General features: G+C 68.5%; 24 protein-coding genes. All 24 read left to right on the top strand.

What is annotated here, in order from left to right; all coding sequences use genetic code 11:
* The first annotated feature begins 19 nt into the window (after nucleotides 1–19).
* The 24 genes from BSF38_RS03230 to BSF38_RS03125 all read left to right on the top strand — a co-directional run bounded on the left by BSF38_RS03230 (nucleotide 20) and on the right by BSF38_RS03125 (nucleotide 21,830).
* Entirely contained in the window at nucleotides 20–1,531 is a 1,512-nt protein-coding gene (locus tag BSF38_RS03230; RefSeq protein ID WP_076343432.1) for a hypothetical protein, read from the top strand.
* A gap of 8 nt (nucleotides 1,532–1,539) precedes the next feature.
* Nucleotides 1,540–3,063, top strand: coding sequence for a hypothetical protein (locus tag BSF38_RS03225; protein ID WP_076343431.1), 1,524 nt, complete (start codon nucleotides 1,540–1,542; stop codon nucleotides 3,061–3,063).
* 129 nt (nucleotides 3,064–3,192) lie between these two features.
* Nucleotides 3,193–7,272: a hypothetical protein gene (locus tag BSF38_RS03220; RefSeq protein ID WP_076343430.1), complete on the top strand. Its 4,080-nt coding sequence runs from the start codon at nucleotides 3,193–3,195 to the stop codon at nucleotides 7,270–7,272.
* A 12-nt stretch (nucleotides 7,273–7,284) separates the two neighbouring features.
* Complete coding sequence (locus BSF38_RS03215; protein WP_076343429.1) at nucleotides 7,285–7,740, top strand: hypothetical protein; 456 nt, start codon at nucleotides 7,285–7,287, stop codon at nucleotides 7,738–7,740.
* A gap of 54 nt (nucleotides 7,741–7,794) precedes the next feature.
* The gene (locus BSF38_RS03210) at nucleotides 7,795–8,211 is read left to right on the top strand and encodes a hypothetical protein (protein WP_076343428.1); all 417 of its coding nucleotides are present in this window, start codon (nucleotides 7,795–7,797) and stop codon (nucleotides 8,209–8,211) included.
* Between the two features lie 49 nt (nucleotides 8,212–8,260).
* Entirely contained in the window at nucleotides 8,261–8,575 is a 315-nt protein-coding gene (locus BSF38_RS03205; RefSeq protein ID WP_145951948.1) for a hypothetical protein, read from the top strand.
* Nucleotides 8,568–8,981 carry a hypothetical protein gene (locus tag BSF38_RS03200; RefSeq protein ID WP_076343426.1) on the top strand — a complete coding sequence of 138 codons (414 nt, stop codon included), beginning with the start codon at nucleotides 8,568–8,570 and terminating at the stop codon, nucleotides 8,979–8,981. The genes BSF38_RS03205 and BSF38_RS03200 overlap by 8 nt, the downstream gene beginning before the upstream one ends.
* A gap of 11 nt (nucleotides 8,982–8,992) precedes the next feature.
* Nucleotides 8,993–9,133, top strand: a complete 141-nt coding sequence (locus tag BSF38_RS31180; protein ID WP_168189299.1) for a hypothetical protein — start codon at nucleotides 8,993–8,995, stop codon at nucleotides 9,131–9,133.
* Between the two features lie 43 nt (nucleotides 9,134–9,176).
* On the top strand, nucleotides 9,177–10,025 hold the full coding sequence (locus tag BSF38_RS03195) for a hypothetical protein (RefSeq protein WP_076343425.1): 849 nt from the start codon (nucleotides 9,177–9,179) through the stop codon (nucleotides 10,023–10,025).
* Between the two features lie 21 nt (nucleotides 10,026–10,046).
* Nucleotides 10,047–10,418 carry a hypothetical protein gene (locus BSF38_RS03190; RefSeq protein ID WP_076343424.1) on the top strand — a complete coding sequence of 124 codons (372 nt, stop codon included), beginning with the start codon at nucleotides 10,047–10,049 and terminating at the stop codon, nucleotides 10,416–10,418.
* A gap of 47 nt (nucleotides 10,419–10,465) precedes the next feature.
* Nucleotides 10,466–11,161 (top strand): hypothetical protein, encoded by a 696-nt coding sequence (locus BSF38_RS03185; protein ID WP_076343423.1) that lies wholly within the window; start codon nucleotides 10,466–10,468, stop codon nucleotides 11,159–11,161.
* Nucleotides 11,162–11,210: 49 nt separating this feature from the next.
* Nucleotides 11,211–12,002 carry a hypothetical protein gene (locus tag BSF38_RS03180; RefSeq protein ID WP_076343422.1) on the top strand — a complete coding sequence of 264 codons (792 nt, stop codon included), beginning with the start codon at nucleotides 11,211–11,213 and terminating at the stop codon, nucleotides 12,000–12,002.
* Between the two features lie 60 nt (nucleotides 12,003–12,062).
* Nucleotides 12,063–14,192, top strand: a complete 2,130-nt coding sequence (locus BSF38_RS03175; protein WP_076343421.1) for a hypothetical protein — start codon at nucleotides 12,063–12,065, stop codon at nucleotides 14,190–14,192.
* A gap of 48 nt (nucleotides 14,193–14,240) precedes the next feature.
* Nucleotides 14,241–14,567 (top strand): hypothetical protein, encoded by a 327-nt coding sequence (locus tag BSF38_RS03170; RefSeq protein WP_076343420.1) that lies wholly within the window; start codon nucleotides 14,241–14,243, stop codon nucleotides 14,565–14,567.
* 28 nt (nucleotides 14,568–14,595) lie between these two features.
* Nucleotides 14,596–15,333 carry a hypothetical protein gene (locus tag BSF38_RS03165; protein ID WP_076343419.1) on the top strand — a complete coding sequence of 246 codons (738 nt, stop codon included), beginning with the start codon at nucleotides 14,596–14,598 and terminating at the stop codon, nucleotides 15,331–15,333.
* 127 nt (nucleotides 15,334–15,460) lie between these two features.
* Complete coding sequence (locus BSF38_RS03160; protein WP_076343418.1) at nucleotides 15,461–16,462, top strand: glycosyltransferase family 2 protein; 1,002 nt, start codon at nucleotides 15,461–15,463, stop codon at nucleotides 16,460–16,462.
* Nucleotides 16,459–17,241 carry a class I SAM-dependent methyltransferase gene (locus BSF38_RS03155; protein ID WP_076343417.1) on the top strand — a complete coding sequence of 261 codons (783 nt, stop codon included), beginning with the start codon at nucleotides 16,459–16,461 and terminating at the stop codon, nucleotides 17,239–17,241. The genes BSF38_RS03160 and BSF38_RS03155 overlap by 4 nt, the downstream gene beginning before the upstream one ends.
* A gap of 48 nt (nucleotides 17,242–17,289) precedes the next feature.
* Complete coding sequence (locus tag BSF38_RS30530) at nucleotides 17,290–17,712, top strand: hypothetical protein (RefSeq protein WP_145951947.1); 423 nt, start codon at nucleotides 17,290–17,292, stop codon at nucleotides 17,710–17,712.
* A complete protein-coding gene (locus BSF38_RS03150; RefSeq protein WP_076343416.1) occupies nucleotides 17,709–17,966 on the top strand; it encodes a hypothetical protein in 258 nt (85 codons plus the stop codon). The genes BSF38_RS30530 and BSF38_RS03150 overlap by 4 nt, the downstream gene beginning before the upstream one ends.
* 300 nt (nucleotides 17,967–18,266) lie before the next feature.
* Complete coding sequence (locus BSF38_RS03145) at nucleotides 18,267–18,509, top strand: hypothetical protein (protein WP_076343415.1); 243 nt, start codon at nucleotides 18,267–18,269, stop codon at nucleotides 18,507–18,509.
* Nucleotides 18,510–18,607: 98 nt separating this feature from the next.
* A complete protein-coding gene (locus BSF38_RS03140) occupies nucleotides 18,608–19,330 on the top strand; it encodes a pentapeptide repeat-containing protein (RefSeq protein WP_076343414.1) in 723 nt (240 codons plus the stop codon).
* An 86-nt stretch (nucleotides 19,331–19,416) separates the two neighbouring features.
* Nucleotides 19,417–19,842, top strand: a complete 426-nt coding sequence (locus tag BSF38_RS03135) for a hypothetical protein (RefSeq protein ID WP_076343413.1) — start codon at nucleotides 19,417–19,419, stop codon at nucleotides 19,840–19,842.
* Between the two features lie 91 nt (nucleotides 19,843–19,933).
* Nucleotides 19,934–21,007: a sigma-70 family RNA polymerase sigma factor gene (locus BSF38_RS03130; protein WP_083712661.1), complete on the top strand. Its 1,074-nt coding sequence runs from the start codon at nucleotides 19,934–19,936 to the stop codon at nucleotides 21,005–21,007.
* A 37-nt stretch (nucleotides 21,008–21,044) separates the two neighbouring features.
* A complete protein-coding gene (locus BSF38_RS03125; RefSeq protein ID WP_145951946.1) occupies nucleotides 21,045–21,830 on the top strand; it encodes a hypothetical protein in 786 nt (261 codons plus the stop codon).
* Nucleotides 21,831–21,878 lie beyond the last annotated feature (48 nt).

The raw sequence follows: 21,878 nt of genomic DNA, 5'->3' as shown, positions 1-21,878 counted from the left end.
CCAAGGCTGAGGTGAAGACATGGCGAAATATTACGTCTCGGCGAATCGCGGCAGCGACTCGACCGGCGTCGGCACGGCGGCGAATCCGTGGAAAACCATCGGCAAGGCCATCGGACCAACGCCCGCGATCACCCTCTCGGGGACGGGCGACGTCCTCTATATCGAGCCGGGAATCTACCGCGAGGTCGTCACGCTCGGCCTCGCGCCGACGTCCGCCGGCCCGCTCTCGATCATCGGCGACGGCGACGGGGCGGGGTATCTGGCGGGCGGCTACGGCACGCCAGCGACCGGGACCGTGGACTGGCGAGGTTGGACGAACGACACGACGCCGATCACCACGTCGGCTTGCCTCGTCATCTCGGGCAAATCGTTCGTTACGCTTCAAGGCGTCAAGATGCTCGGGTCGCACGGCTCCAGCGGCGGCGCGTCATGCCTCGATCTGAACGGCGCGTGGTCGGACCTCACATTGCTGGACTGCATCTTTCTTGGGTCGATCCTCAAGCCTTACATCATCTACGCCGTCGGCACACCGGGCGCCGCGATGAATTTGACCGTCAAGCGGTGTGACTTCCTGACGGGGCAAGGCTACTGCATCGACGTCAGGGCCGGCCTGTACAGCGCCGAGTACAACGTCAACGTGCTCGTCCAAAACTGTCGGTTCCTGGGCGGCACGGGAGGCGTCCGCGTCGCCAACGCGAGCGGCACGGGCTCGTACTTCGCGACCGGCGTGACGGTCCAGAGCTGCTCGTTCTTCCTGACCAACACCCCCATCAGCGTCACGGCGCCGGCCGGCGTCAATCTGGCCGCGCCGTGCGTCATCAGCGGCTGTTACATCCACCAGGCCGTCACAGGGCTGTCAGGCGGCAACACGACCCATATCGCCGAAGACTACAACATCATTTACGCGACGACGCCCCGGACGTTGGTGAACGTCGGGCCGAATTCGATCACCAACGCCGCCCCCGCGTTCGACCTCAACGACGGCCGGCTTTCGGGCGTCCCGCTCCGCCCGTTCGGCGAGCCGTCGGCCGTCGGAGCGATCGGCGGCTTCGGCAGCTCGGGGACGGTTCCCGCGATCGATCTCTGGAACCGGGCCCGGCCCGAAGGGTTCGGCGCGATCAAAGCGGCGGCCGGCGCGTTGGAGCGGCACGACACCGGCGCGAAGGACGTGACGCACCAGGACGCGGGCTCGCCCGCCTGCCTGGCGCTCGTCGGTCCGTCGTCGCAGGAGCGGCCGATCCTCGTCAACCCGCAATCGACGACGCTGTCGATCAAGGTCCGCTGGGACGGCAACCACGGCGACGCGGCGAAGCCCCAGGCGATTCTGCTGTCGAACCCGGAGATCGGCGTCGCGGCCCAGACGATCACGGCGGCGTCGACCGGCGGAGTCGGCGCGACGCCGAACGGGTATGAAACCCTGACCTTCGCCCCGATCACCCCCACGGCCGCCGGGGTCGTGATGCTGCGGATGGCGTCGCGGGCGGCGGCCGGCAACGGAGCGGCGTATTTCGATACCATCACACTTTCCTGATGGGTGCCATGGCGTCTTCCTTCGCATTCTGGTTCCGCGGAACGCCGACCTCGAACACCGCCGTCGTCTCGACCGGCCACTTCGCCAACAGCTACCGCGGGGTCGCCCGAACGCCGGTCGTCCGCGTCGGCACGGCGCAGACGGCCTCGGCCTCAGGAGGGGCGCGGGCGGGCGGGTCGGTCGCCGTTCGCAAGGCGACGACGGTCGCGACGGCCTCTGCCCTCGGGCTGGGGGGCGGATCAGCGGCCTTCGTCGCGCACGTCGTCCTGGTCGGCGGCGGCCTCTCGGCCGGCGGCTCGCGTAGCGCGGGCCTCTCGCGCGCCGCGATGCCCTCCGGCGGCGCCCGCTTCGGCGGGTCGAGCCGCTCGCTCCTGCCGACGACCACGACCGCCTCGTTTCGCTACTGGCGCCGCGGCGTATCGGTTTCAAGCACCGCGAAGACCGCGACGGGCCACTTCGATTATGCCTACCGAGGCCGGCTCGGGGTTCCGGTCGTCAACCCCTCGCTGGTCACCTCGTTTACGGCGACGGCCTCGGGCGGCTCGCGACTCGGCGGCGCGGCCGGCATCCACCGTTCGTCCTCGGCCCACGCCTCGGGCGGCCTGGGCGCGGGTGGGTCGTCCACCGTCTCGTTGCATACGACCCCGACGCACGCGGTCGGCGTCGTCGTGACGTTCGGCGGCTTCTCGAAGACCTCCGTCGCCTGGTCGCCGAGCGCGACCGGCGGCCTCTCCGCACACGGAATCGCGACGGCCAAGGCCACGTACCGGGCAGTCGCCGCGGGCGGCTTCACAGCCGGCGGTCGAGTCGTCGCTGGTCTGTCAAGGACTCTCAAGACCTCTGGGGGCTGGGGCCTCGGCGGCCGGTCCGTCGCGAGTCTGTCGGCGGGACTCGCAACCTCCGGCGGCGCGACGTTCGGCGGCCGAGTGATCATGATCGAACTCGGCTACAACATCTACGTCAACGACGGGCACGGCGGCCCCATCAACTACGCGACGCCCGCGGCGACGGTCTACGACCCTTCCTGGACCAGCCCGGCGCTCGCGGCTCCTTCGTCGTACAAGTTCGGCGTGAGGGCCTTCGGCGCCGACTCCGGCCTCGAAGAGTGCAATCTCGACGCGTCGGTGCAATTGGATCTCGACGCCGGCGGCGCCGACGTCACCTGGGTTCCGCATCCTCCCCTCGGGGTCCGCGCTCTGCCGCTCGCGGGCGGGCGGGTCCGCATTGAGTGGACCAGTCAGGCGACTGATCCTCGCCGCCGTCCGACGGGATTCCACGTGTACGCCCAGGCGGGCGTCTTGACGGATTTCACGACCCCCGCGGCCGTCGCGCCGTATGCGACCGATCTCTCCGGGACGTTCGCCGTGGAGATCGGCCCGCTGGTCGACGGCGTCACGTACGCCGTCGGCGTCCGGGCGTACAACACGTCCGGCGAAGAACACAACATCACATCAGTTCAGGTCCGCGCCGACGGACTCCCTCCGTCGCCGCTCGACTTCCTCCAAGCGACGCCCCTGTCTCGCGTGCGTTGATCCGTCGACCGCCCGCGCCCATCGCACGAGGCCGTCGACCCCACCCGGCCGGACCACTTCCGGCCGCACTCGCCGTCCCCCCCTCGGCGAGGGGGTCGACGGCCCTCGCGATTACGGAGCTACTTGAACATGTCGGTGACTTTCAACAACGCATCGCGGATCATCGTCGCGACGAACAACTCCATCTTCGCGAATCAGACCAAGGCGGCCGTCGCGTTCTCGATCCGTTTCAACGACGCGACGCCGACGAAGGCCAACTGGTTGAACTTCAGCTTCATCCAGCGCGGCGGCCAGAGCGGCTTCGCCGGCATGGTGTACGACATCGACGAGGTGAACCGCAAGTACATCCTGCGGTTCTTCTGGAAGCTGACGAACGGCACGTCGTGCTCGACGACCGCGACGATCCTGCCGAACATCACGTACTTCATCCTGGTCGGCTACGACGCCAGCAACCCGAGCAACCAGGCGGTCTACGTCAACGGCGCCCCCACCCTGCTGGCGCCGGCCGGGACCGCCCCGACGCTGGCCGTCGCGACGACGTTCGAGATCGGCAGCAGCGGCGCGACGACGACCCAGAAGAACTGGTCGCTCGGCCCCTTGTCGATCTGGAACGGCTACGTTCCGACGGCGTCCGAAACCATCAATTTAATGAATGGGACCGCCGACGCGACCAACATCGGCCTGACGGCGACGTGGCGCGGCTACTACCCTCTGAACGGCGCGATCGGCGCGACGCCGACGCTGGGCGACGCGGCCCTGGCCAACACAGTCGACGGGTCGTTGCCGCTGGTCCCGGCCGTCAACGGGGCCGTCGCCGGAAGCTCACTGTTGTACGACGCAGCGATGCCGTTCGTCTCGCAGTCGGGATTCAATACGCCCGTCGTCCGCTCCAGCGGCAAGTCGATTCAGGTCACCGCCAACATCATCGGGTCGGGCGCCTCGACCACCGTGACGGCCGGCTCCGCGACGATCATGCCGACGATCACGATCAACGGCGGCCCGCCGATCACCTTGGTGCGGCCGTTCTACACGAGTTCGCACGAGGGCATCCTTTACTTCCTGCCCCGTGGATCGAAGATCAACTCCGGCGACGTGGTCGTGTTTTCGGCGGCGGCGGGATGGTTCGCCACCGCGCTCGGCGTGGCGGCGGCGGCCGTCAACGTGACGTGCGTCAACAAGGCCGACAAGCCGACGTACGGCGATCTTCCCAAAACGTCGCGGGTCGGGTTCAACTACACCTACCCCGCGATGACGGACTGGAGCTTCGAGCGGGGGCCGCGCAACATGGCGCTGATGATCCCCGTGATCAACTACGGCGCGAACCCGCCCGCCGTGAGGGCCGACGGCACCCTCATGCGGAACTTCAGCGCCGCGCTGCTCGCGTCGCCCGCCGACAGCAAGATCGACAGGACCACGTACCCCATCGAGCGCGGCAAATACGTCGTCTCGTGGGACAACAACGACGTGACCAAGCCGACCTCCATCGTGTTGACCACGTCCAGCGAGGCGGGCGTGGCCACGGAACTCCCCGCCTACCGCAACACCGGCGACGCGAACGGCGTCGGCGTCGCCTACGTCTACGACTTCCAGATGACGACGTGGCCCTTCACGCTCGCGGCGCCCTGCGCCGCCGGCGACACAGTCCTGACCTTGACCTCGGTCTCGCACATCGCCGCCGGCAAGATGTGGGTGCTGTTCGACGGCGAGTACATGGACGTGACTGCAGTCAACGCCGGCTTGAACCAGATCACGGTGACGCGCGGATACCTCGGCTCGACCGCCGCATCGCACGCGTCCGGCACGGCGGGCACGGGGCAATGGTATCGGCACAATTTCGGAGTCACCGTCAGCATCACGGGGACCGGCGGGGTGCCGAACTACTCGAACCTCGTCATCTACGGGCCGAGCGACTGGACGCCCCCCAGTCCCGCCGCGCCCGTGGTGCTCGACCGTTCGTTCTTGAACAAGGTAGGGCCGACCAAGTTCATCCGCGACTCCCTGGTGGGCGGCCTCGGGGTCGTCCGCCACATGGACTCGTGCGGCGTCTTCTTCCCGCTGTCCGAGCCGGAGGACGCGCGGCAGGACGCCGACCTGTACTGGGGCCAGCTCAACAAGTACATCAACACGTACAAGGTCGCGTCATTCGTCCCGATGGACTATGCGACTACGCCGTGGACCTACACGCACGTCCCCACCGGCGCTCAGACCTACAGCGTCGCGCTCGCGGCCGACATCACCACCGCACCGGCGGCCGGAACGACCGAGACGATCCAAATCACGCCCGACACGAACAACCCGGTCATGGCGGGGACGCGGCTGCTGGCGGGCTCCGAATGGATGCGCGTGACGGCGGTCTCGGGCTCGAACGTCACGGTGGTCCGGGGGGCCAAGGACACGACGCCGGCGACCCATGCGGCGGGGACCATCACGGCGGGCTGGCGAATCCCCATCACGTCCACGGCGCAGTACCGCTACACGTCGGGGGTGGCCGTCGTCGCCACGACCGACAGGCCGCACAACATGCGGTCGGGGGCGTGGACCGTCGCGCCGACGTCGACCGACCTCAATCCGATGGCCCGGTTCCCCGTGACGCTCACGGCGCCGGTGGTCGCGGGGAGCCAGTCGATCACCATCTCCGCCGACCCCGCCTCGTGGACTTACATCGTCCGCGACCTGCGGTTGACGTTCGACGGCGAGGTCATGCTGGTCGTCACGGCGGACAAGACCACGGGGATCGTCACGACCAAGAGCCCGATCGCGGCCAACCACGCGAACGGGACCGTGGGCGCCGCGAGTTCGATGGGCGTCTACTGCATCTCCGAGGACGGCCTGAGCTACGCCTGGAGCCTCGGGTGGGGAGGCCCCTGCCACGTGGTCGGGCCGAACAAGCTGCTGATCTGGCTGTACGCCTACACGGACGCGGGCAAGACCCCGCTGATGGTCGGGCCGTCCCAGACGTGGGACACGACCACGTTACTCGACGGAGCCGGCAACGACACGCGGGCGAGCCTGACCCACATCCCGTACTCGGTCAATTCGATGGAGTACTCCGCGCGGGTCACGGCCCTGGCGCCGGGGGCCTACCACTGGCTCAACATCAACATCACCGCCTCGGACGATCTGGTCGACGCCTACGCCCGCAAGATTCGCGACGGGCTGCCGGCCGGGCAGCACAAGGTCGTCGTCGAACTGGCCAACGAAGTTTGGAACTACTACTTCCCGTTCACCAGCTCGATCCAGGGGGCCAGTCGGCTGCTTGGATACGCGAACTGGCTCGACTGGTGGGTGCTCCGCTCGAAGGCGGTGACGGATCGGGTCCGGGCGATCTTCGACGACCAGGGGCGGGGGGGCGAAGTCCTGCACTGCATCGCCTACCAGGCGTCCAACCTCGGCGACGCCCTGGCGCGATGCCGGGCTCTCGGCGTGGACGTGGACGTGGCGTCGACCGCCTGCTACGTCGACCCCGGTCAGACCCAGGCACACATCGACGCCTTCAACCTTTCCGACAACGAGCAATGCGGCGACGCCTGGATCTTCGACCTGGAGTTCTATCGCGGCGGCGCGGGAGGGCGGCTGCGGGCCGACGCCGCCGCGCTGGCGACCCACCGCAGCCTCACGGGTAATCGCCCTATCGAGCTGATCTGCTACGAGGGGGGCCTGACCACAGTCATGCCCGGCACGGCCAACGGGATCACCGACCCCGCCGTGTACTACTACGGACGAGAGAAGCAGCGGGACGTCGCCTACAACCCCAACTGGTGGAACGTCGACCAGGACTTCTATCCGGTGATGAAGAAGATCGGCGACGTGGACGGAGCCGCCCTCTTCAACCACTGCCAGATCCCGTACCCCGCCAACGTGGGGACGGGCGGCACGGAGGCCTTGTGGGGCGTCACGACCTGGCACGGCCAGCCGGCGGGACGGGGCGACGGCAGCGACGGCAAGGCCGACAACCGACTCTGCCTCGCCCAGCCCGGCAACACGTACTCGAAAGGCCCGCTCGTCAACCAGGACGAGACGAACGTCTCCGTCCGGCTCCAGTCGGTCATCGACCAAAACATCGGGTTTTACGCCCAACTCAACGGAAGCAACCCGGGCACAGGTCCGGGCACAGGTACCGGCAATCCCTCGAACCCCACGACCACGCAACAACCAGCCCGGAAGCTTCCGACGCGAACCAGATACGCACCTTCTTCAAACCGCGGTTAGGGGTGAACGATCATGGCGAGTCATCGCGAGCGCGACGTCCGCAATGCGATCCACGAACTGCTCGACGTCTCCGGGGCGTTCGACGGCGTCTATCTCTCGGGCCTTCCCGAAGACCGGGGCGAACGCAGCGGCGACCGCCGCGCTGCGGTGGTCGAGCCCGAAGCGACGACCGCCGCGGACCATTGGGACGACACGACCGGCGCGATGGTGATGACCGCCACCGCGGCCCTGACCTTCCTCGCTCGCGACGACGACCCCCAGCTCCGCGACGAGGCGGTCGAGCTGCTGCTGAACACCGCGGCGGCCGTCCTGAACGGTCGTTCGCTGGCGGACGTGACGCTCCCCGGCTCGACCCGCATCCGCTCGTGGACCTGGCTGAAGCCGAACGCTCCCGAGCGGCGGATCGTCGCCAAGCTCGCTTTCCAGTACCTCGTCGAAGGCTGGAGCGGCCTCGACCTCTCGGAATGACGTCGACGACGACTGCTCACGTTTTCTTTTGATCCCTTGCAAAGGAGTTGATTCATGGCTGCAACCAAGCTCCAGGCGAACTGGACGGCCGTGTCGTTCGGGTCGACGCCGATCTCACGCGTCTCCCAGGTGAGCTTCACCCAGGGGGGCTCGCTGGCGGCCTATTCCGCCGACGGCGACCACTTCCCCACCGTCGTCGTCAACCTGATGAACAAGCCCCGGGCCGCCGTCACCAGCGCCGACACCGCCGCGCTGATGGCCGTCGCGCCGGGCACCACGGCCTCGTTCAGCGCGACCCACAAGGACGCCAAGGGCGAGACCGGCGGCGACATCCTTTACGTCCTGGCCAACGCGGTGGCCGAGAACGCCGAGACCAGCGGAGCCCACGGCCAGTTCGGCTCGGCCACGCTCAGTCTGCTGGCGTTCTCGACCGACGGCACGACCAACCCATTGAGCTTCACCCGGGCCTGAGCCGCGTCCTCCTCACCCGGCGGACCGGTCGAGCCACGGAACCTCACAGGTGAATACGACGATGGATCACACGTTCGACGCCTTGATCCTGCCCGAGTCGCTCAAGAGCGGCGAAACCCAACTCGACCGGATCGACTCGATCCTCCGCTCGGCCGAGCCGCTCCTGGGCGTGGACCGGTCGCGCGGGGAGCGGGCGTACATCCGCCGCCAGCCCGGCGGACGGCTGTTCGTCACCGCCGACCCGCGCGACACCCTCTTGTTCCCCGTCGGCCACCCCCGGGAAGGCCAGACGCGCTACCAGTGGACGTCCCGCCCCGACGGATCGGAGCGGGGCCTCCTCGTCGCGGGAGCCCACGATGCCTGACGAAGCCTCGACGCGCCGGCCCGACTTTTCCGACGGCCCCAAGGTCGCCCTCGGCGACGGCCAGATCTGGACCCTTCCGCGCCCCTGGCTGCGGCTCTATCCGACGCGCGACGGCGACGGCCGCATAGGCGTCGGCGGCGGGCCCAGCTTCGGCGTCGAGTTCGAAGACCTGATCGACGAGTTGACCGACTGCGACCCCGACGACCACGCCGGCCGTCTGGCCGTCCAGTTCCGCATGACCGCAGCGCTACTCCTCCGCAACTACGATCTGACCGACCGCGACCTCCGCCGCCTGCTGGTCGTCGACGCCGAAGACCCAGACTGCCGCGACCGCTGGGCGAAGATCAACTTGGTGTTGACCGGCCGCTCCCCAAAACCTTCAGCCGATGGCTCCGCTGCACGTTGATCGCCAACGGAGTGAACCAGGACCTTCCCTGGGAGGACGCCATCGGCGTTTCCGAAATGCTCGTCGCCCTCGGCCGCGCCGTCCCCCCCTCGCGGTGGATCGACAACCTCGACCTCCGCGCCCAGGACGCAGCCCGCGAGTCGCTGTTTTGAATAAACAAAAGCCGCGGCGAGAGCCAGGAGGTAGTCAATCGTCATGAACTTGCATGAAAATCCATCCGCATCGTCCAGGCCGCTCGATCCCTTCCTGATCGCCGCTTCACCGGCCGCCGCGTTTCCGTCCGTCGCCGGCCTGGACGACTTCCTGGCCGTCCCGCCGATCCCGGCCGAACCGGCGGCTCCGGAATCCGAAGCCGCGGTACAACCCGCTCCCGCGCCGCACCAACTTCCGACGGTCGCCGCACTCACATCAACCACGCCGAACTTCGTCCCGAGCGAAGCGATCCGGGCGGCCGATCTGCCGATCCTCACGAGCTTCCCGCCGCAGACAGCCGCCCCCCCGGCCGTCGTGGACAGCCTCGGCGGCGACGACTCCTCGCTCATCGCGCCGCCCGACGTCGTGTTCCCGAACGACGCCGATCCGGGCGCGTCGCTTGCCTCGCTGGTCACGGCCGGGATCGACGAGGGCGGGGGGGGCGACGTCCTCTCGGCCCTGGCCGCGAACCCGCTCGCCGACGGCCTGCTCGCAGATCCTTCGGCCCTGCTCTCGGCCGTTCCTCTCGCCACCCCGGCCGTCGATGACGGCGGCTCGGCGGATCGGTTCGCCCCCTGGTCGGCGGATTCGTCCTGGTCGAACCGGGCGGCGGCCGTGTCGCGGTTCAGACCAGACGGACTCAACGCTGGTCCGTCGGGGTCCGGCTCGCTCGACGACTGGGCGCGGGGCGACGACCGGTCGTCAGCCGGCTCCGAGGCGCTCGAGCGGATCGAGGGCCGGCTGTCGCAGGCCGTCGCGAAGCTGGAAGAGACCGTCGCGGCGCTGTCGGCTCCGGGGCCTTCCCCGCTCGGCTCGCGTCCACGCGGGTTCCGGGGCCGCATCGACGCTTGACCGTCAAGAGGATTCACATCAATGATGACATACAACGGCGTCAATATTTTCGGATCGGCGGTGCAGTTTCAGCACGTCGTCCACCCCCGGGCGCAGCAGGTCAACGCGTTCTTCGGCGTCAGCGGCACGCAGGTGCTCGACGGCGGCGGCCGGGGCCGATCGTTCTTCATCCGGGGAATGCTCACCGCCCCGACGTTCGCCGGCCTGAACGCCGCCGAGGCCCAGTTCGCGTTCTACGCCGACGGCGTCGCCCGGACGCTGATCGACCCGCGCGGGCGAGCGTGGTCGAACGTCGTTTTCAAGGGCGAATTCGTCCCCGATTCGCGCGGTCCACAACCTTGCGGCGGCGGCTGGGCGATGCCCTACCGCGCCGTGTTCCACGGCCTGACGTGACGTGAGTTGAAATCTCCGCCCTCGACGACGACAAGGCGACGCTCATCATGCCCTTCGATCAAAGCACGATCACCGAGGTCCGGCCGCCGGTCTGGGACGGCTCGACGCTCCAGCTTGAGTGGACCTCGACCGCGCCCCTGGGGACGGTCTTCCAGGTGTACGTCGGCCGGGTGCTCGCCTGGTACGGCACGAGCCGCTGGGCCGCGATCACGATGCCGCGCTCGCGGGTTCGGATCGACGTCGGCGCCGTCGGGCCGGGCGAAGCCGCGCAAGACTTCTCGACCATGCTCCCGGCGGCCCCTAGCGACCGCGTCGAACTGGACTGGCTGGGCGGGACGTACCTCGACCCGTCGGGCCGCGACGACGTCCAGGGGTTCCGGGTCTATGGCTCGCCCTTGCCCGGCGCCGGCGTCGATTACTCCAGCCCGCTGGCCGAGATCCAGGCGTACCCCTCCGGCGTGCTCACCGACGGCTACGGCCTCGGCGGCTTCGGCCAGGGAAGCTTCGGCCGCGCCTCGTCGTCGTACCGCTGGACCAGTCCGGCCCTCTCGCGAGGCGCATGGACGTTCGCCGTCGCCTCGTTCGACGCCGCCGGCAACGAGTCCGCCCCGTTCATCGCCTCGGCCGTGATCCAGTCGCCCCCACGCCCCCCCGGCGCCGGCCCCGACGGCTCGCGGCTGTCGTGCACGTACGATCCGGCCACCCGCCGCGCGACCCTTTCGTGGACCCCCAGCCCCGCGTGACGAGCCTTCCCCGACGCTTCCACCCCGTCATCCGGAAACGAATTCACTCATGTCGACGATCTACACGAACAACGCGAAACTCGGCAAGCCGGCCGTGGCCGACCGCAACTGGAACCTGCCGCTGAACGCCAACGCCGACGCGATCGACGCTCTGGCGCCGGTCGGCGGCTTGTGCGTCACCACGGCCGAGATCCCCAGCGCCAGCCTGAACGTCCAGGCGGCGGCCGGACGGTTCCAGAAGCGCGACGGGACCGTCGGCGCGTTCGCCGGTTCGGCCTTGACGACCTTGCCGCAAAATCAGACGTGCTCGCTCTACCTGACCGACGCCGGCACGCTTACGATCTCGACGACCGGCTACCCGACGACCGCCCACGTCCGACTGGCGACGGTCGTCACCAGCGCGACGACCATCCTCGGCCTGACCGATGACCGCGTCGTCTGCGGCGTCGTCGGAACCGACGCCCTCCCGTACATGCCGCTGGCCGGCGGGACGCTCGTCGACGGCGCCAACGTCGCGTTCGGAACGACCGCCGGCACGAAGATCGGCACCGCGACCACGCAGAAGCTCGGTTTCTGGAACGCCACGCCCGTCGTCCGCCCCGGCACGTACGTCCAGGGGTACGCGACCAATACGCGGACCCTCGGCGCCTACACGTCCACCCCGGCGTCGACGGCCTATACCGGCGTCGCCAGCGGTCAGACCGGCACACCCTACGCCCAAGCCGCCGACCTCAACAGCCTTCGGGCCGCGTATGAGAATCTGCGGGTCTTCTCCGAGAACACGACCCAGCTTCTCAACGCCCTCGTCAACGATCTCAGGGCGATGGGACTGCTCGGATGATCGCCGGCGCGGCTGGCGTTCTCGGTCTTGCGAAATACGACACGCTCCAAGGGGATCGGCATGGCTGGATCTTTTGATTTCGATCCGTACGACGCGCCGCTGTCGAGTCCGGCGGCGGCCGTCTGCGTTTGCCGGTACGACGCCTCGCAGGCCGGCGACGCCCAGTACCAGACGCTGCCCAACGTGCGGTGCGACCAGATCCAGTACCGCGAAGGCCCCGAGCCCCCCGCGGCCCGGTTCTCGTACGTGCTCGACGACGCGACCGCCGACGCTCCGGCCCCGGCCGACTTCGGCGGTCTCTGGCCGATCGACGCATCCGGCCCGTATGTCGTCCGCAACGACGACCGCCTGGTCGTCCTTGTGACCAGCCCGTCAGGCGCCCAGCGAATCCTCTTCGACGGGTTTGCGCAGTCGCCGCAGGTCGACCTCACCTCGCGCTCGCAGCGCGTCAGCTTCCTCGCCCTCGGCGCGGCGGTCCGCTGCTGGGACGTCCCGATCGGCGGCCGTCGCCAGCGCAACGCCGACGATCCCCGGAACGGCAACGTCGTCGACGTCGAGCTCCCCTCGCGGTTCAACCCCGACGGCCGTCCCAACTGCACGCCCGACGGCGCCGACGTCAACCAGGGCGACGCCTCGGCAAGCTACCCGGTCTTCCTCGACCCGCACATCGACCGCGTCCCCGACCCGCGCACCTTCTGGACCCTCGGCAAGTTCGTCCGCTACGTCCTCAGCGTTTATAACGATCAGACTTATGTCAACAACCCCGATTTCGAGCGGCTCGACGCCCTGCTTCAATCGCGACCCCCGATCAATGGATCGGCGTTCGTTGATATGAATGCGGGCGACGCCAAGGGCTATTCGGCCGCCGATGTCGTCGTCCGCGACTTCGACGCGACCAACACCCCGTGGCCCGAGGCGCTGGCCGCGCAGCTCGACCACGCGGGCTTCGGCCTCCGGTTCGTCACCGGCGAGGACGGAGTCGGAGCGCCCCGCAACGAGATTGAGATCTACCGCAAGGACGCCGACGACGCCGGCCTGATCCGCGAGCTTTTGCTGCCCGACGCCGGCGACGATCTGAACCCCGCCCGCTGCAACGTCGCCGCCATGCACCTTCACCGCGACACCCGCCCGATCGTCAACGCCGTGACCGTCGAGACCAACCAGAGGCGGGTCGAGCTTTCGGTCGTGCTCGCGCCGGGCTTCATTCCCACGGCCGGCGACGAGACGGCGACCAACCGCATTCAGTTCCTCCGCGCCAACCTTGCCGCAGCCGCCGGCGACTCCCAGCGCAAGTATCGCTACTACGTCGCCGACGAGGCGGGCGACGGCCACTGGAACCCGGCCGCCGCGTCGTGGTCGAACGCCGCGCTCGACCTCTCGCCCGTCTTCCCTAACGACGACGAAGGGGGCTCGACGTACGTCAAGCGGCTGCGGCCCGGCTCGACCTCGCTGGTCACGCGCGACGCCCAGGGCCGGCGGTTGCGGGCGCAACTCGCGCTCTCGCGGAACTACAACGGCGCCGCGCCGGCGGTCTGGGACGGCACCGGCGACTGGCAGCCGATCTCCGGCGGCTGGGAGCTGCTGGAGGACCGGCTCGGCGTGTTCGTCGTCGTCGAAGACCCCGAGGCGTGGCCGATCGGCGACTTCACCGGCTTGACCGCGCAAGAGCCCAGCCGAACGCTTCGCGGCGTCACCAGCCAGGCGAATCCTTCGGCGCCCAACACCCGCTTCTTCCTACGGCTCACCACGGTCGTCGACGACGACCTGATGCTCCCCGCCGCCGTCGACGCGCGGCCCGCCTCGCCGACCAAGTTCACCCGCCGCCGCCGCGTCGACGCACGTGACCACTTCGGCATGGAGACCGTCGCCGCCCATTCGGCCTTCAACGCCGCCGCCATCCCCGTGACCCTGCGTGACGACACTCCGCGCGCCCTGGCCTGGGCCGAGCAGCTTCGGTCGGCCCACGAGCTGCCCCCGATGGCCGGCAGTGTCACCGTCCCCAGCCTGATCACGTCGTACCGCGTCGGCGACCGGGTCGCCCGGATCAACGGCCGCGACGTCGGCTTGCAGACCAACGTCGGCGCCGATCAGGGCGAGTCGCCCGTCTACCCCGTGATCTCGGCCCTCACGTGGGAGTTCACCGCCGACCGCCAGGCCACCGTCATCGAGCTGGCCGACGCCCGCGTCTGACCGCGCCGATTCGACCGACTCAACCCAGCAACGAGGAATCGCATCATCATGTTCGATGCTCGCATCCTTCGCGACCGCCAGGAGGACGCCCTCGCCGCGACCAGCCGGGCGGCGAGGTTCGCCGAGGACGGCTCGGTCGCCATGCTCGTGCAGACCAAGGTCGCCATCGTTTATCCGTCGTCGGCCAACGCATTCTTCGCGTGCTCGCCGGTGCGGCTCGACGGCCCCGAGTCCGAGGGCGCCGCCGCGGTCTACGTCACCGACCTCTCACGCACCTACTTCGTCTACAACCTGGGGACGCACGTCCCGCCAATCGGAACCAAGGTCATCGCCCAATCGTGCTCGGGACGCTGGACGTTCCGCTTCGACGGCTGACCGATCGACCGGACGAAGAAGACAAACTATGACGCATGATCCGCTCCGACCACTGCGGCTGAAATGGGACGTCACGCGCGATCCCGGTCGCGACCGCAACCGGCTCCGCTCCCCCGGGCGCGACGCCCAGAATCCCCGTGGAACCCCCCGATTCATCGGCCAGGTCGCCTCCGGCGGAGCCATGCCGAACAGCCTCGACCACGTTTTCCTCGTCCATCCCGTCCGGATCGAGGGGGGCGAATCCGAGGGCGCGGCGAGCGCCACGCTCGTCGACTCCGGCCGCACGATCCCGGTCGTGATCGTCGGTACACTCTTACCGAATATCGGCGATTTCGTCGTCGCACAGTCAATCGGCGGACGATGGGTCGCCGAGTTGAACGGCACGCCCGCGAGCCCCGTCGCTTGCTCCCCCTGCGCCGTTCCGCGACGGAACCTTACCGTCTCGTGGACCAACGTGCTGACCAGCGGCGGCTCAGCCTTGATGACATTCAACGGGTCGAATCAGTGGCAAAGCGGCTGCGCCAACCAGCTTGTCCTCACGCTGGCCTGCCAGGGAGGCTCGCTGGTGTTCTCGGCGACCTATTTCCCGACCGGCGGGTGCCCCAACGGCGCGTCGCAGAGCTGCGCGACCTCCGCCGCCGGGCCGTACGGGCTGGCTGTCGTCCAGCAGGTTTGCAATCCGTTCCTTCTGTCGTATTCGGCGTCCGCGTCGACCTGCCCGTTCCTCGCGACCCAGGGCTTCAGGCAGTTCACCATCACCCAATGACGGACCGGGCTGAAACGCAAGGGATTCCCCTTGCCGCGTCGCGGTGGAGCGTCCAAGATGAGGCGTCGCCGCGTTCATGTGAACGACGCTCCCGATTCCGACTCCGACTGACGCAGACGCCCGCCCCATGTGCGATCCGCCTCGACCGACCGACCCCCGACCGACCCTGAGCGTGGTCGCTCCGCTCTACAACGAGCATGAGAACGTTGATGAGCTGTACCGGCGGACGTCGGCCGCCCTGGCGGCGATCGGCCTCGATTACGAGATGCTCTTGGTCGACGACGGCAGCCGGGACGCGACGCCCGACCTGATCGACGACCTCCGCCGCCGCGACCCGCGCGTCGTCGTCTTGCGACTGAGCCGCAACTTCGGACACCAGGCGGCCGTCTCCGCCGGCCTCGACCACGCGCGCGGCGCGGCCGTCGTCGTCATCGACGGCGACCTTCAAGATCCGCCCGAGCTGATCGCCGCGTTCGTCGACAAATGGCGCGAGGGCTACGAAGTCGTCTACGCTGTTCGCCGGGGCCGCAAGGAAGGCTGGGTCAAGCGCCTCGGCTACCACGCCTTCTACCGGTTGTTGAGCGCGATCAGCGACCTCGACATCCCGCTCGACAGCGGCGATTTCTGCCTGATGGATCGTAAGGTCGTCGACGTGCTCCGCCACCTTCCCGAACGGATGCGGTTCGTCCGCGGCCTGCGATCGTTCGTCGGCTTCCGCCAGGTCGGCCTGGCCTACGACCGATCGGCCCGCGAGGAAGGCGACCCCAAGTACTCGATGCGCGGGCTGATGGCTTTGGCCGTCGACGGCCTGATCAGTTTCAGCGGCTACCCGCTGCGGCTGGTTACGTATCTTGGCATGATCACGATCTCGATCGCCATCGCGCTGCTCGTCTGGGTCTTCACTGACGCGATCACCAACGGGAAGGCGCCACGAGGCTGGGCCAGCATGGTCGTCACCGTGCTGTTCATGGGCTCGATCCAGCTTTTCAGCCTGGGGATCATCGGCGAGTACATCCGGCTCATCTTCCTCGAAACCAAGGGCCGGCCGTCGTACATCGTCCGCGATTATTCCGGGCCTCGATCCGAACGCCCGAAGGACGACGACGAACCAGGGGCCGAACGGCGATGATCGAGCACTGGTCGGAGGGAATCGCCGACGACAACATGGCCGAGGACATCCTCGTCGAGCTCGGCGACGTGGTCCGCCGCCATCCGTGGTGGCGCGCCCGCGCCGCGTTGACGCTCCGGCTCCTCTCCGACCTGGGAATTGAGCCGCCCGCGCACGTGCTAGACGCTGGCTGCGGCTGGGGAGTGACGCTCGACGCCCTCGAAGCTCAGGGCTACCGGGCCGTCGGCATGGACGTCTCGCGGCGCACGCTCGAACACCTCGACCGCCCCGGCCGCACACTCATCGAAGCCGACCTGACGCAGCCGCTTCGGGCCGACGCGCCACGGTATGACGCCGTACTGGCCCTGGACGTGATCGAACATCTCGACGACGATCGCGAGGCTGTTCGACGGCTCGGCGCGCTGCTCGAACCGGGAGGCGCGCTGGTTGTGAGCGTCCCCGCCTTGCCCGCGATGTTCTCCGAGTTCGACGCGGTTCAAGGCCACCGCCGCCGCTACCTTCCCGATACGCTGGCCGCCGCGTTCGACGACTCGGGCCTCCGCCTCGATCGTACGTTCTGGTGGGGCCGCTGGCTGGTCCCGTTGCTCCGTCGCCAGCGAGCCCGCACGCTGTCCCGACCGGGCGAAACGCCCGCACAGATCTACCAACGCCACCTGACTCTGCCGCCGAAGGCCGCGTCGTGGCTCCTGTCGCTCGCCTTCCGCCTCGAAGAAAAGTCCGCCCTCCGCGGCTCGCTCGGCTCCGGCACATCACTGTTCGCCGTCGCCCGTCGCTCATAGCGCGACGCCCCGCACCGTCACCTCCCTGACTCTCAGGCGGTCAATACCATGATCGGCCCAAGCCCGGCCTCGCCGCGCTGCCGGCACTGCCCGGTCGCGTCTGGATCGTCGTGCGCCGGGGTCTCGGTCGTCCGGCTCTGCGAGCTGGTCGACCCGGCTCACCCCGATTACAACCCCGCCTATCTCGATGTGCTCCGACCAGTCCCCGAGCGGCCCCCGGGGATCGCCGACGACCACGCGCCGGGACGACGACGGCGCGGGTTGGCCGAGACCCTGGCCCTACTGAGCGCCATGAAAGCCTGCCCGCATCGGATCGAGCGGACCGACTGCGGCTGTGGCGGACTGGCTTCTTGCACATCAGGGAAGGGCCGCGCCGGCGTCGTTCACTCCGGCGACTGCTTCGATTGCCTTGATGCAAACGTCCCGCGAAACCTCCCGCACCGAACTCCAGGAGAAGGGAACCCGCCATGACCACCGACAACCCGCCCGACGATGATCAGATCACCGACGAGACGGAAAACGCCGACGACGATTTCGTCCAGTACGAGGCGTTCGAGGCCCAGAACCGGCTCTGGATCAAGGCGATCGTCCCTGTCTTGCAGGTTCGAATGCACGACGCCCAGCACAACGGCCGCCTCCAGTACGCCCTCGACCGGCTTCAAATCGCGGCCTGCGAACGGCTGACGCGCATCCTCTCATCCGACCTCCCGCCCGTCGACGCCTGACCGAAGCACCCCCTCAGCCCGGAAGGGACGCCTCTCCCCTCCCGCCGCCCCACCTCGCGGACCGGTTCCACGCCGGGCCCGCATGCAGAGGCATCCCGATCGTGCAACCCTCCGAGATCGAAGAAGTTTGCGAATTTGGGACAACTTTCCCATTTTCCCGAAACTTCCTCCTCGCACTTGCGGATCATCTCTTTGAAGCGTGGACGACGGCAGCGGACACCAACGGTGCGACGCGGTCGCTCCAGCGGTATCGGCCGGTTCGTCCACACGAACCATCGACTCAAGAACGAGGAACTACCAATGCAAAGCTTCTCCGAATTCCGCTTCCGAACCTGGGGTGAGTCGCTCGAAGAGCGTCTGAGCCCGGGCGCCATGCTTTCCAGTCCGCTCATCGCATCGGATCCGACGATCCCCCGTCCTCCGGCGACCCCGCCGAGCGACCCCGTGCCGGCTCCCGAGCCCAGCCCGGGGCCGTTCCCCGGCTCCAACCCGCCGATCGTCTACCCGCCGCCGCCGCTGGGCGGCCCCGTCGGCCCCGCCTGACGCCAGGCTTCGGCCGCCCGGTCGTGGCTCGATCGGGCGGCCCATCGCTCTTGCTCACGGACATGAATTCCTCCTTCTTTGTCGCGGGACGATCAGGCATGTCGATCCATCCGATGTACCGACGCTGGAAGACGAAGCCCTTTGCATTCGTCGAGGCCGAGAGCCCCGCCCAGGCTCTCGAGCTGGCCTCACGAGGCGGAGTCGACCTGACTTACGCCGACCTGCGAGGGCTTGTCGCCCCGCGCTCTTTCCTGCCCGGAGCCGATCTGCGAGGCGTCGATCTGGCCGCCTCGGATCTGCCCGGCGCCTACCTTCGCAAGGCCGACCTCCGTTCCGCGAACCTCGTCGGCGCGAACCTCGCGAACTCATCGATTCGCGAAGCCGACTTGCGTAAGGCCGACCTCTGCGACGCCGACCTGCGGCGAGCCGATCTGCGCGACGCCCGGTTCAACGGGGCTGATCTGCGAGGCGTCCAGTTGACCGGGGCGCGGCTGGACGGCGCGGTGATCGACTGGCGATGGTCCGCGTTCGCCGTCGAGCTGCTCAGACGTGATGTCGATTGTCGCGGCGACGCCTTCCACGTCGTCGTGGAGCTGGCCTTTGAAGACGACGACCGGCCGTTCGGCTGGCTCCGGACTCTGGTCCGCAAGGCCGGCGTGATCGAATGGGCCTTCCCCTTGCTGGGCCGGGCGATCGTCCCCGGCGACAACGCCCCCGAACTGCTCCGTCGGCTGGCGGCCGACACCCTGATCGACGCCGCCACCGCCGCCGGGCCGCCGGCTTCGCAACACTTGTGGACCCGTCGAAAGAGCCTGACCTGAGCGACGTTGCACGCCTCTCCGCATCTCGTTTTGTTCTTATCTTGAATTTCATCGTCGTTTTCAACCGAAATCGAGGAGTCTTGTTCATGTCCAACGCGACCCCCAAGTTCGTGAGGCGTCCCACGGCCCCGTCCTCGGCGCGGGACATGGCGATGCTCAGGCTGGCGCCGATCGACGCCTTCGCCGTCCCTCGTTTGCACGTCGAGCCGCGTCAGGCCGACGGCGGCCTGCGAGTCCTGGATCGACCGACGGGGACGTACGTGCTGGTCTACACGCCGAGCTACACCAGCCAGTTCCGCGCCGGCCACCGCTCCGGGCGATGGTACGTGCGGTCGCTGACGCACGTCGGCAGCCAGCCGCAGAGCCTCGACTTCGCCAACGCCCGCGCGGCGGTCGACGCCGTGGGGCGAGGCGCCTGGGGACTCCAGGCCGCGCGGCCCGCCCCGACCTCGCCGACGCACAAGCTCCTCGTGATCTGGCCCGAGCCCGGCGCCCTCGCGTCGGCCGGCTGACGACCGCTCCGCTCTGCTCTGCTTCGCTCTGAACCTTCGCCGTCGCGGCGAGTCGCCGCGGCGTACATCTTGATTAAGCGAGACTGATGCGATGATCTATACATCCAATGATCTCTCACGGGTGGGTCGAAATCAGGACGGATGCGAGGCCGACGGACCGGAGGCCGAACGCGACGAATCGGCCTTCTTCGCCCAGTCCGTCCCGTTGCTGTCGGCCGAGGCCGAGTTGGACCTGGCCGCCCGGATCAAGACCGGGGACCGCGCCGCCCGCGAGGAGTTGACTCTGGCCAACATGCGGCTGGTCGTGAACATCGCCAGCCAGTTCAAGGTCCGCGGCATGGAGCTCGACGACCTGATCCAGGAAGGGAACCTCGGCCTGATGCGGGCCACGGAAGACTTCGACCCGGAGACGCACGGGACGCGGTTCTCAACCTACGCGGCGTGCTGGATCCGCAACTACATCATGCGAGCCACGTCCGGCGGCGGATCGATGATTCACTTCCCGTACTACCTGGTGATCCTCCGCAAACGGTTCGACCGCGTGAAAGCCGAGATGGTGAGCCGTCGTCGTTCAAACCCCGGCGGCGACCAGAGCGAGCCGACCATGGAGGACGTCGCCGAGCAGATGGGAATCGAGGCCCGACGCCTCCGGTTCCTGCGAAACGCGCAGGCCGATTGCTCGTCGTACTCCGCGTCGACGCTCGACGCCGAAGAAGCCGGCGCGTCGGAAGACCTGCTCTCCGAGGAACGGCCGCCCGAAAAGCCGCTGGAAACCGCCGAGGAGATGGAACGATTGTACGCCGCGTTCAACCAGCTCACTCCGTTCGAGGCCTGGCTCGTCAAGCGTCGCTTCCGGCTCGACGACCGCGCCGAAGACGTCAAGGCCGACAGACGCCCTCGCTCCCAATCCCGCTCTCGCCCCGCATCGCGCCGGGATGATGATCGCGAGGCGAAGCGGATCAAGCGGGCGAACGATCTGGCCGACGAACCTCGCCCATACCGCGAGCTTGAGCGCGAATGCGGTCTGGCCGTCTACCGCCTGAAACAGATCGAGCGCAAGGCCCTCGACAAGCTGCAAGAAACCCTCGTCGAATCACCTGCGCCGACGTTCCTGCTCCCGGCGGCTCGGTCCCCTCGGCCCGTCGCACGGCGGGCGTCGGCCTGAGGCGGAGGAGGAGCGTTCGCACGAACGGGAGGCCGTCATGAGCACAATGCAGATCCGGGAACCTACCCTTCGCCGCGCTCCCTACGAGCCGCCGATCCCGACGAATGATCCGACTGTGGCCCGTCGGTTCTTGTCGTCGCTGGCGGCGCCCTGTGTGGGTTGCGTCGAGCTTCGAGTGCTGCGAGGAGCGTTCGACCGGCGGGGCGACGTCCACCGGGCCGATCGGCTGGGGACTAGCTTCGGCGGTTCGACGCTCGCCGGCTGGTACGACGACCTCGACCGGCTCGCCGCCCAGTCCGAGCGGCTGCGGACCGTCTCGGGCTACGTCACCATTAATCCTGTCCGCCTCGACTTGCTGGCGAGGTCCGACAACCGGCTCGGCCGGACTCGACACACGACCCGCGACGAGGACGTCGTTTGCCTGCGATGGCTCTATCTCGACATCGACCCCAAGCGGCCGCCCGACGTCAGCAGCACCGACGCCGAGCTGGCCGCGGCGGTCGCGCGGCGCAACGCATTGCTCGCTGGCCAGCCCGAGCTGGCGGCCTCGGCCCTATGGGGGCGCTCGGGCAACGGCGCCTGGATTCTGGTCCGGCTGCCCGACTATCCGAACGACGCCGAACACCGAGGCCTGATCGCCGATACGGTCCGCACCCTCGCCCGTGAGTACGACGACGACGCGGTGGTGATCGATACGGCCACCGTCAACCCGTCGCGGCTCATCGGCTTGCCGGGCACGCTCAAGGCCAAGGGATCGCCTCGACCCGACCGCCCCTGGCGGCTGGCGACCTTCGACGGTGCCGGCCCCACCCTCGGCGGCTGAAGACGACGCACGGCTCATCACCCCTCCGATCGCCACGACGGATAATAA

The sequence above is a fragment of the Paludisphaera borealis genome (assembly GCF_001956985.1).
GTDB classification, from domain to species: Bacteria; Planctomycetota; Planctomycetia; order Isosphaerales; family Isosphaeraceae; genus Paludisphaera; species Paludisphaera borealis.
Note: the sequence above shows the minus strand (reverse complement) of the source record. Positions and strands in the feature narration are given on the sequence as shown.

Coding starts and splice junctions, on each gene's coding strand:
- BSF38_RS03230 (WP_076343432.1), top strand. CDS start 20: ATGGCGAAATATTACGTCTCGGCGAATCGCGGCAGCGACTCGACCGGC.
- BSF38_RS03225 (WP_076343431.1), top strand. CDS start 1,540: ATGGCGTCTTCCTTCGCATTCTGGTTCCGCGGAACGCCGACCTCGAAC.
- BSF38_RS03220 (WP_076343430.1), top strand. CDS start 3,193: ATGTCGGTGACTTTCAACAACGCATCGCGGATCATCGTCGCGACGAAC.
- BSF38_RS03215 (WP_076343429.1), top strand. CDS start 7,285: ATGGCGAGTCATCGCGAGCGCGACGTCCGCAATGCGATCCACGAACTG.
- BSF38_RS03210 (WP_076343428.1), top strand. CDS start 7,795: ATGGCTGCAACCAAGCTCCAGGCGAACTGGACGGCCGTGTCGTTCGGG.
- BSF38_RS03200 (WP_076343426.1), top strand. CDS start 8,568: ATGCCTGACGAAGCCTCGACGCGCCGGCCCGACTTTTCCGACGGCCCC.
- BSF38_RS03195 (WP_076343425.1), top strand. CDS start 9,177: ATGAACTTGCATGAAAATCCATCCGCATCGTCCAGGCCGCTCGATCCC.
- BSF38_RS03190 (WP_076343424.1), top strand. CDS start 10,047: ATGATGACATACAACGGCGTCAATATTTTCGGATCGGCGGTGCAGTTT.
- BSF38_RS03185 (WP_076343423.1), top strand. CDS start 10,466: ATGCCCTTCGATCAAAGCACGATCACCGAGGTCCGGCCGCCGGTCTGG.
- BSF38_RS03180 (WP_076343422.1), top strand. CDS start 11,211: ATGTCGACGATCTACACGAACAACGCGAAACTCGGCAAGCCGGCCGTG.
- BSF38_RS03175 (WP_076343421.1), top strand. CDS start 12,063: ATGGCTGGATCTTTTGATTTCGATCCGTACGACGCGCCGCTGTCGAGT.
- BSF38_RS03170 (WP_076343420.1), top strand. CDS start 14,241: ATGTTCGATGCTCGCATCCTTCGCGACCGCCAGGAGGACGCCCTCGCC.
- BSF38_RS03165 (WP_076343419.1), top strand. CDS start 14,596: ATGACGCATGATCCGCTCCGACCACTGCGGCTGAAATGGGACGTCACG.
- BSF38_RS03160 (WP_076343418.1), top strand. CDS start 15,461: ATGTGCGATCCGCCTCGACCGACCGACCCCCGACCGACCCTGAGCGTG.
- BSF38_RS03155 (WP_076343417.1), top strand. CDS start 16,459: ATGATCGAGCACTGGTCGGAGGGAATCGCCGACGACAACATGGCCGAG.
- BSF38_RS30530 (WP_145951947.1), top strand. CDS start 17,290: ATGATCGGCCCAAGCCCGGCCTCGCCGCGCTGCCGGCACTGCCCGGTC.
- BSF38_RS03150 (WP_076343416.1), top strand. CDS start 17,709: ATGACCACCGACAACCCGCCCGACGATGATCAGATCACCGACGAGACG.
- BSF38_RS03145 (WP_076343415.1), top strand. CDS start 18,267: ATGCAAAGCTTCTCCGAATTCCGCTTCCGAACCTGGGGTGAGTCGCTC.
- BSF38_RS03140 (WP_076343414.1), top strand. CDS start 18,608: ATGTCGATCCATCCGATGTACCGACGCTGGAAGACGAAGCCCTTTGCA.
- BSF38_RS03135 (WP_076343413.1), top strand. CDS start 19,417: ATGTCCAACGCGACCCCCAAGTTCGTGAGGCGTCCCACGGCCCCGTCC.
- BSF38_RS03130 (WP_083712661.1), top strand. CDS start 19,934: ATGATCTATACATCCAATGATCTCTCACGGGTGGGTCGAAATCAGGAC.
- BSF38_RS03125 (WP_145951946.1), top strand. CDS start 21,045: ATGAGCACAATGCAGATCCGGGAACCTACCCTTCGCCGCGCTCCCTAC.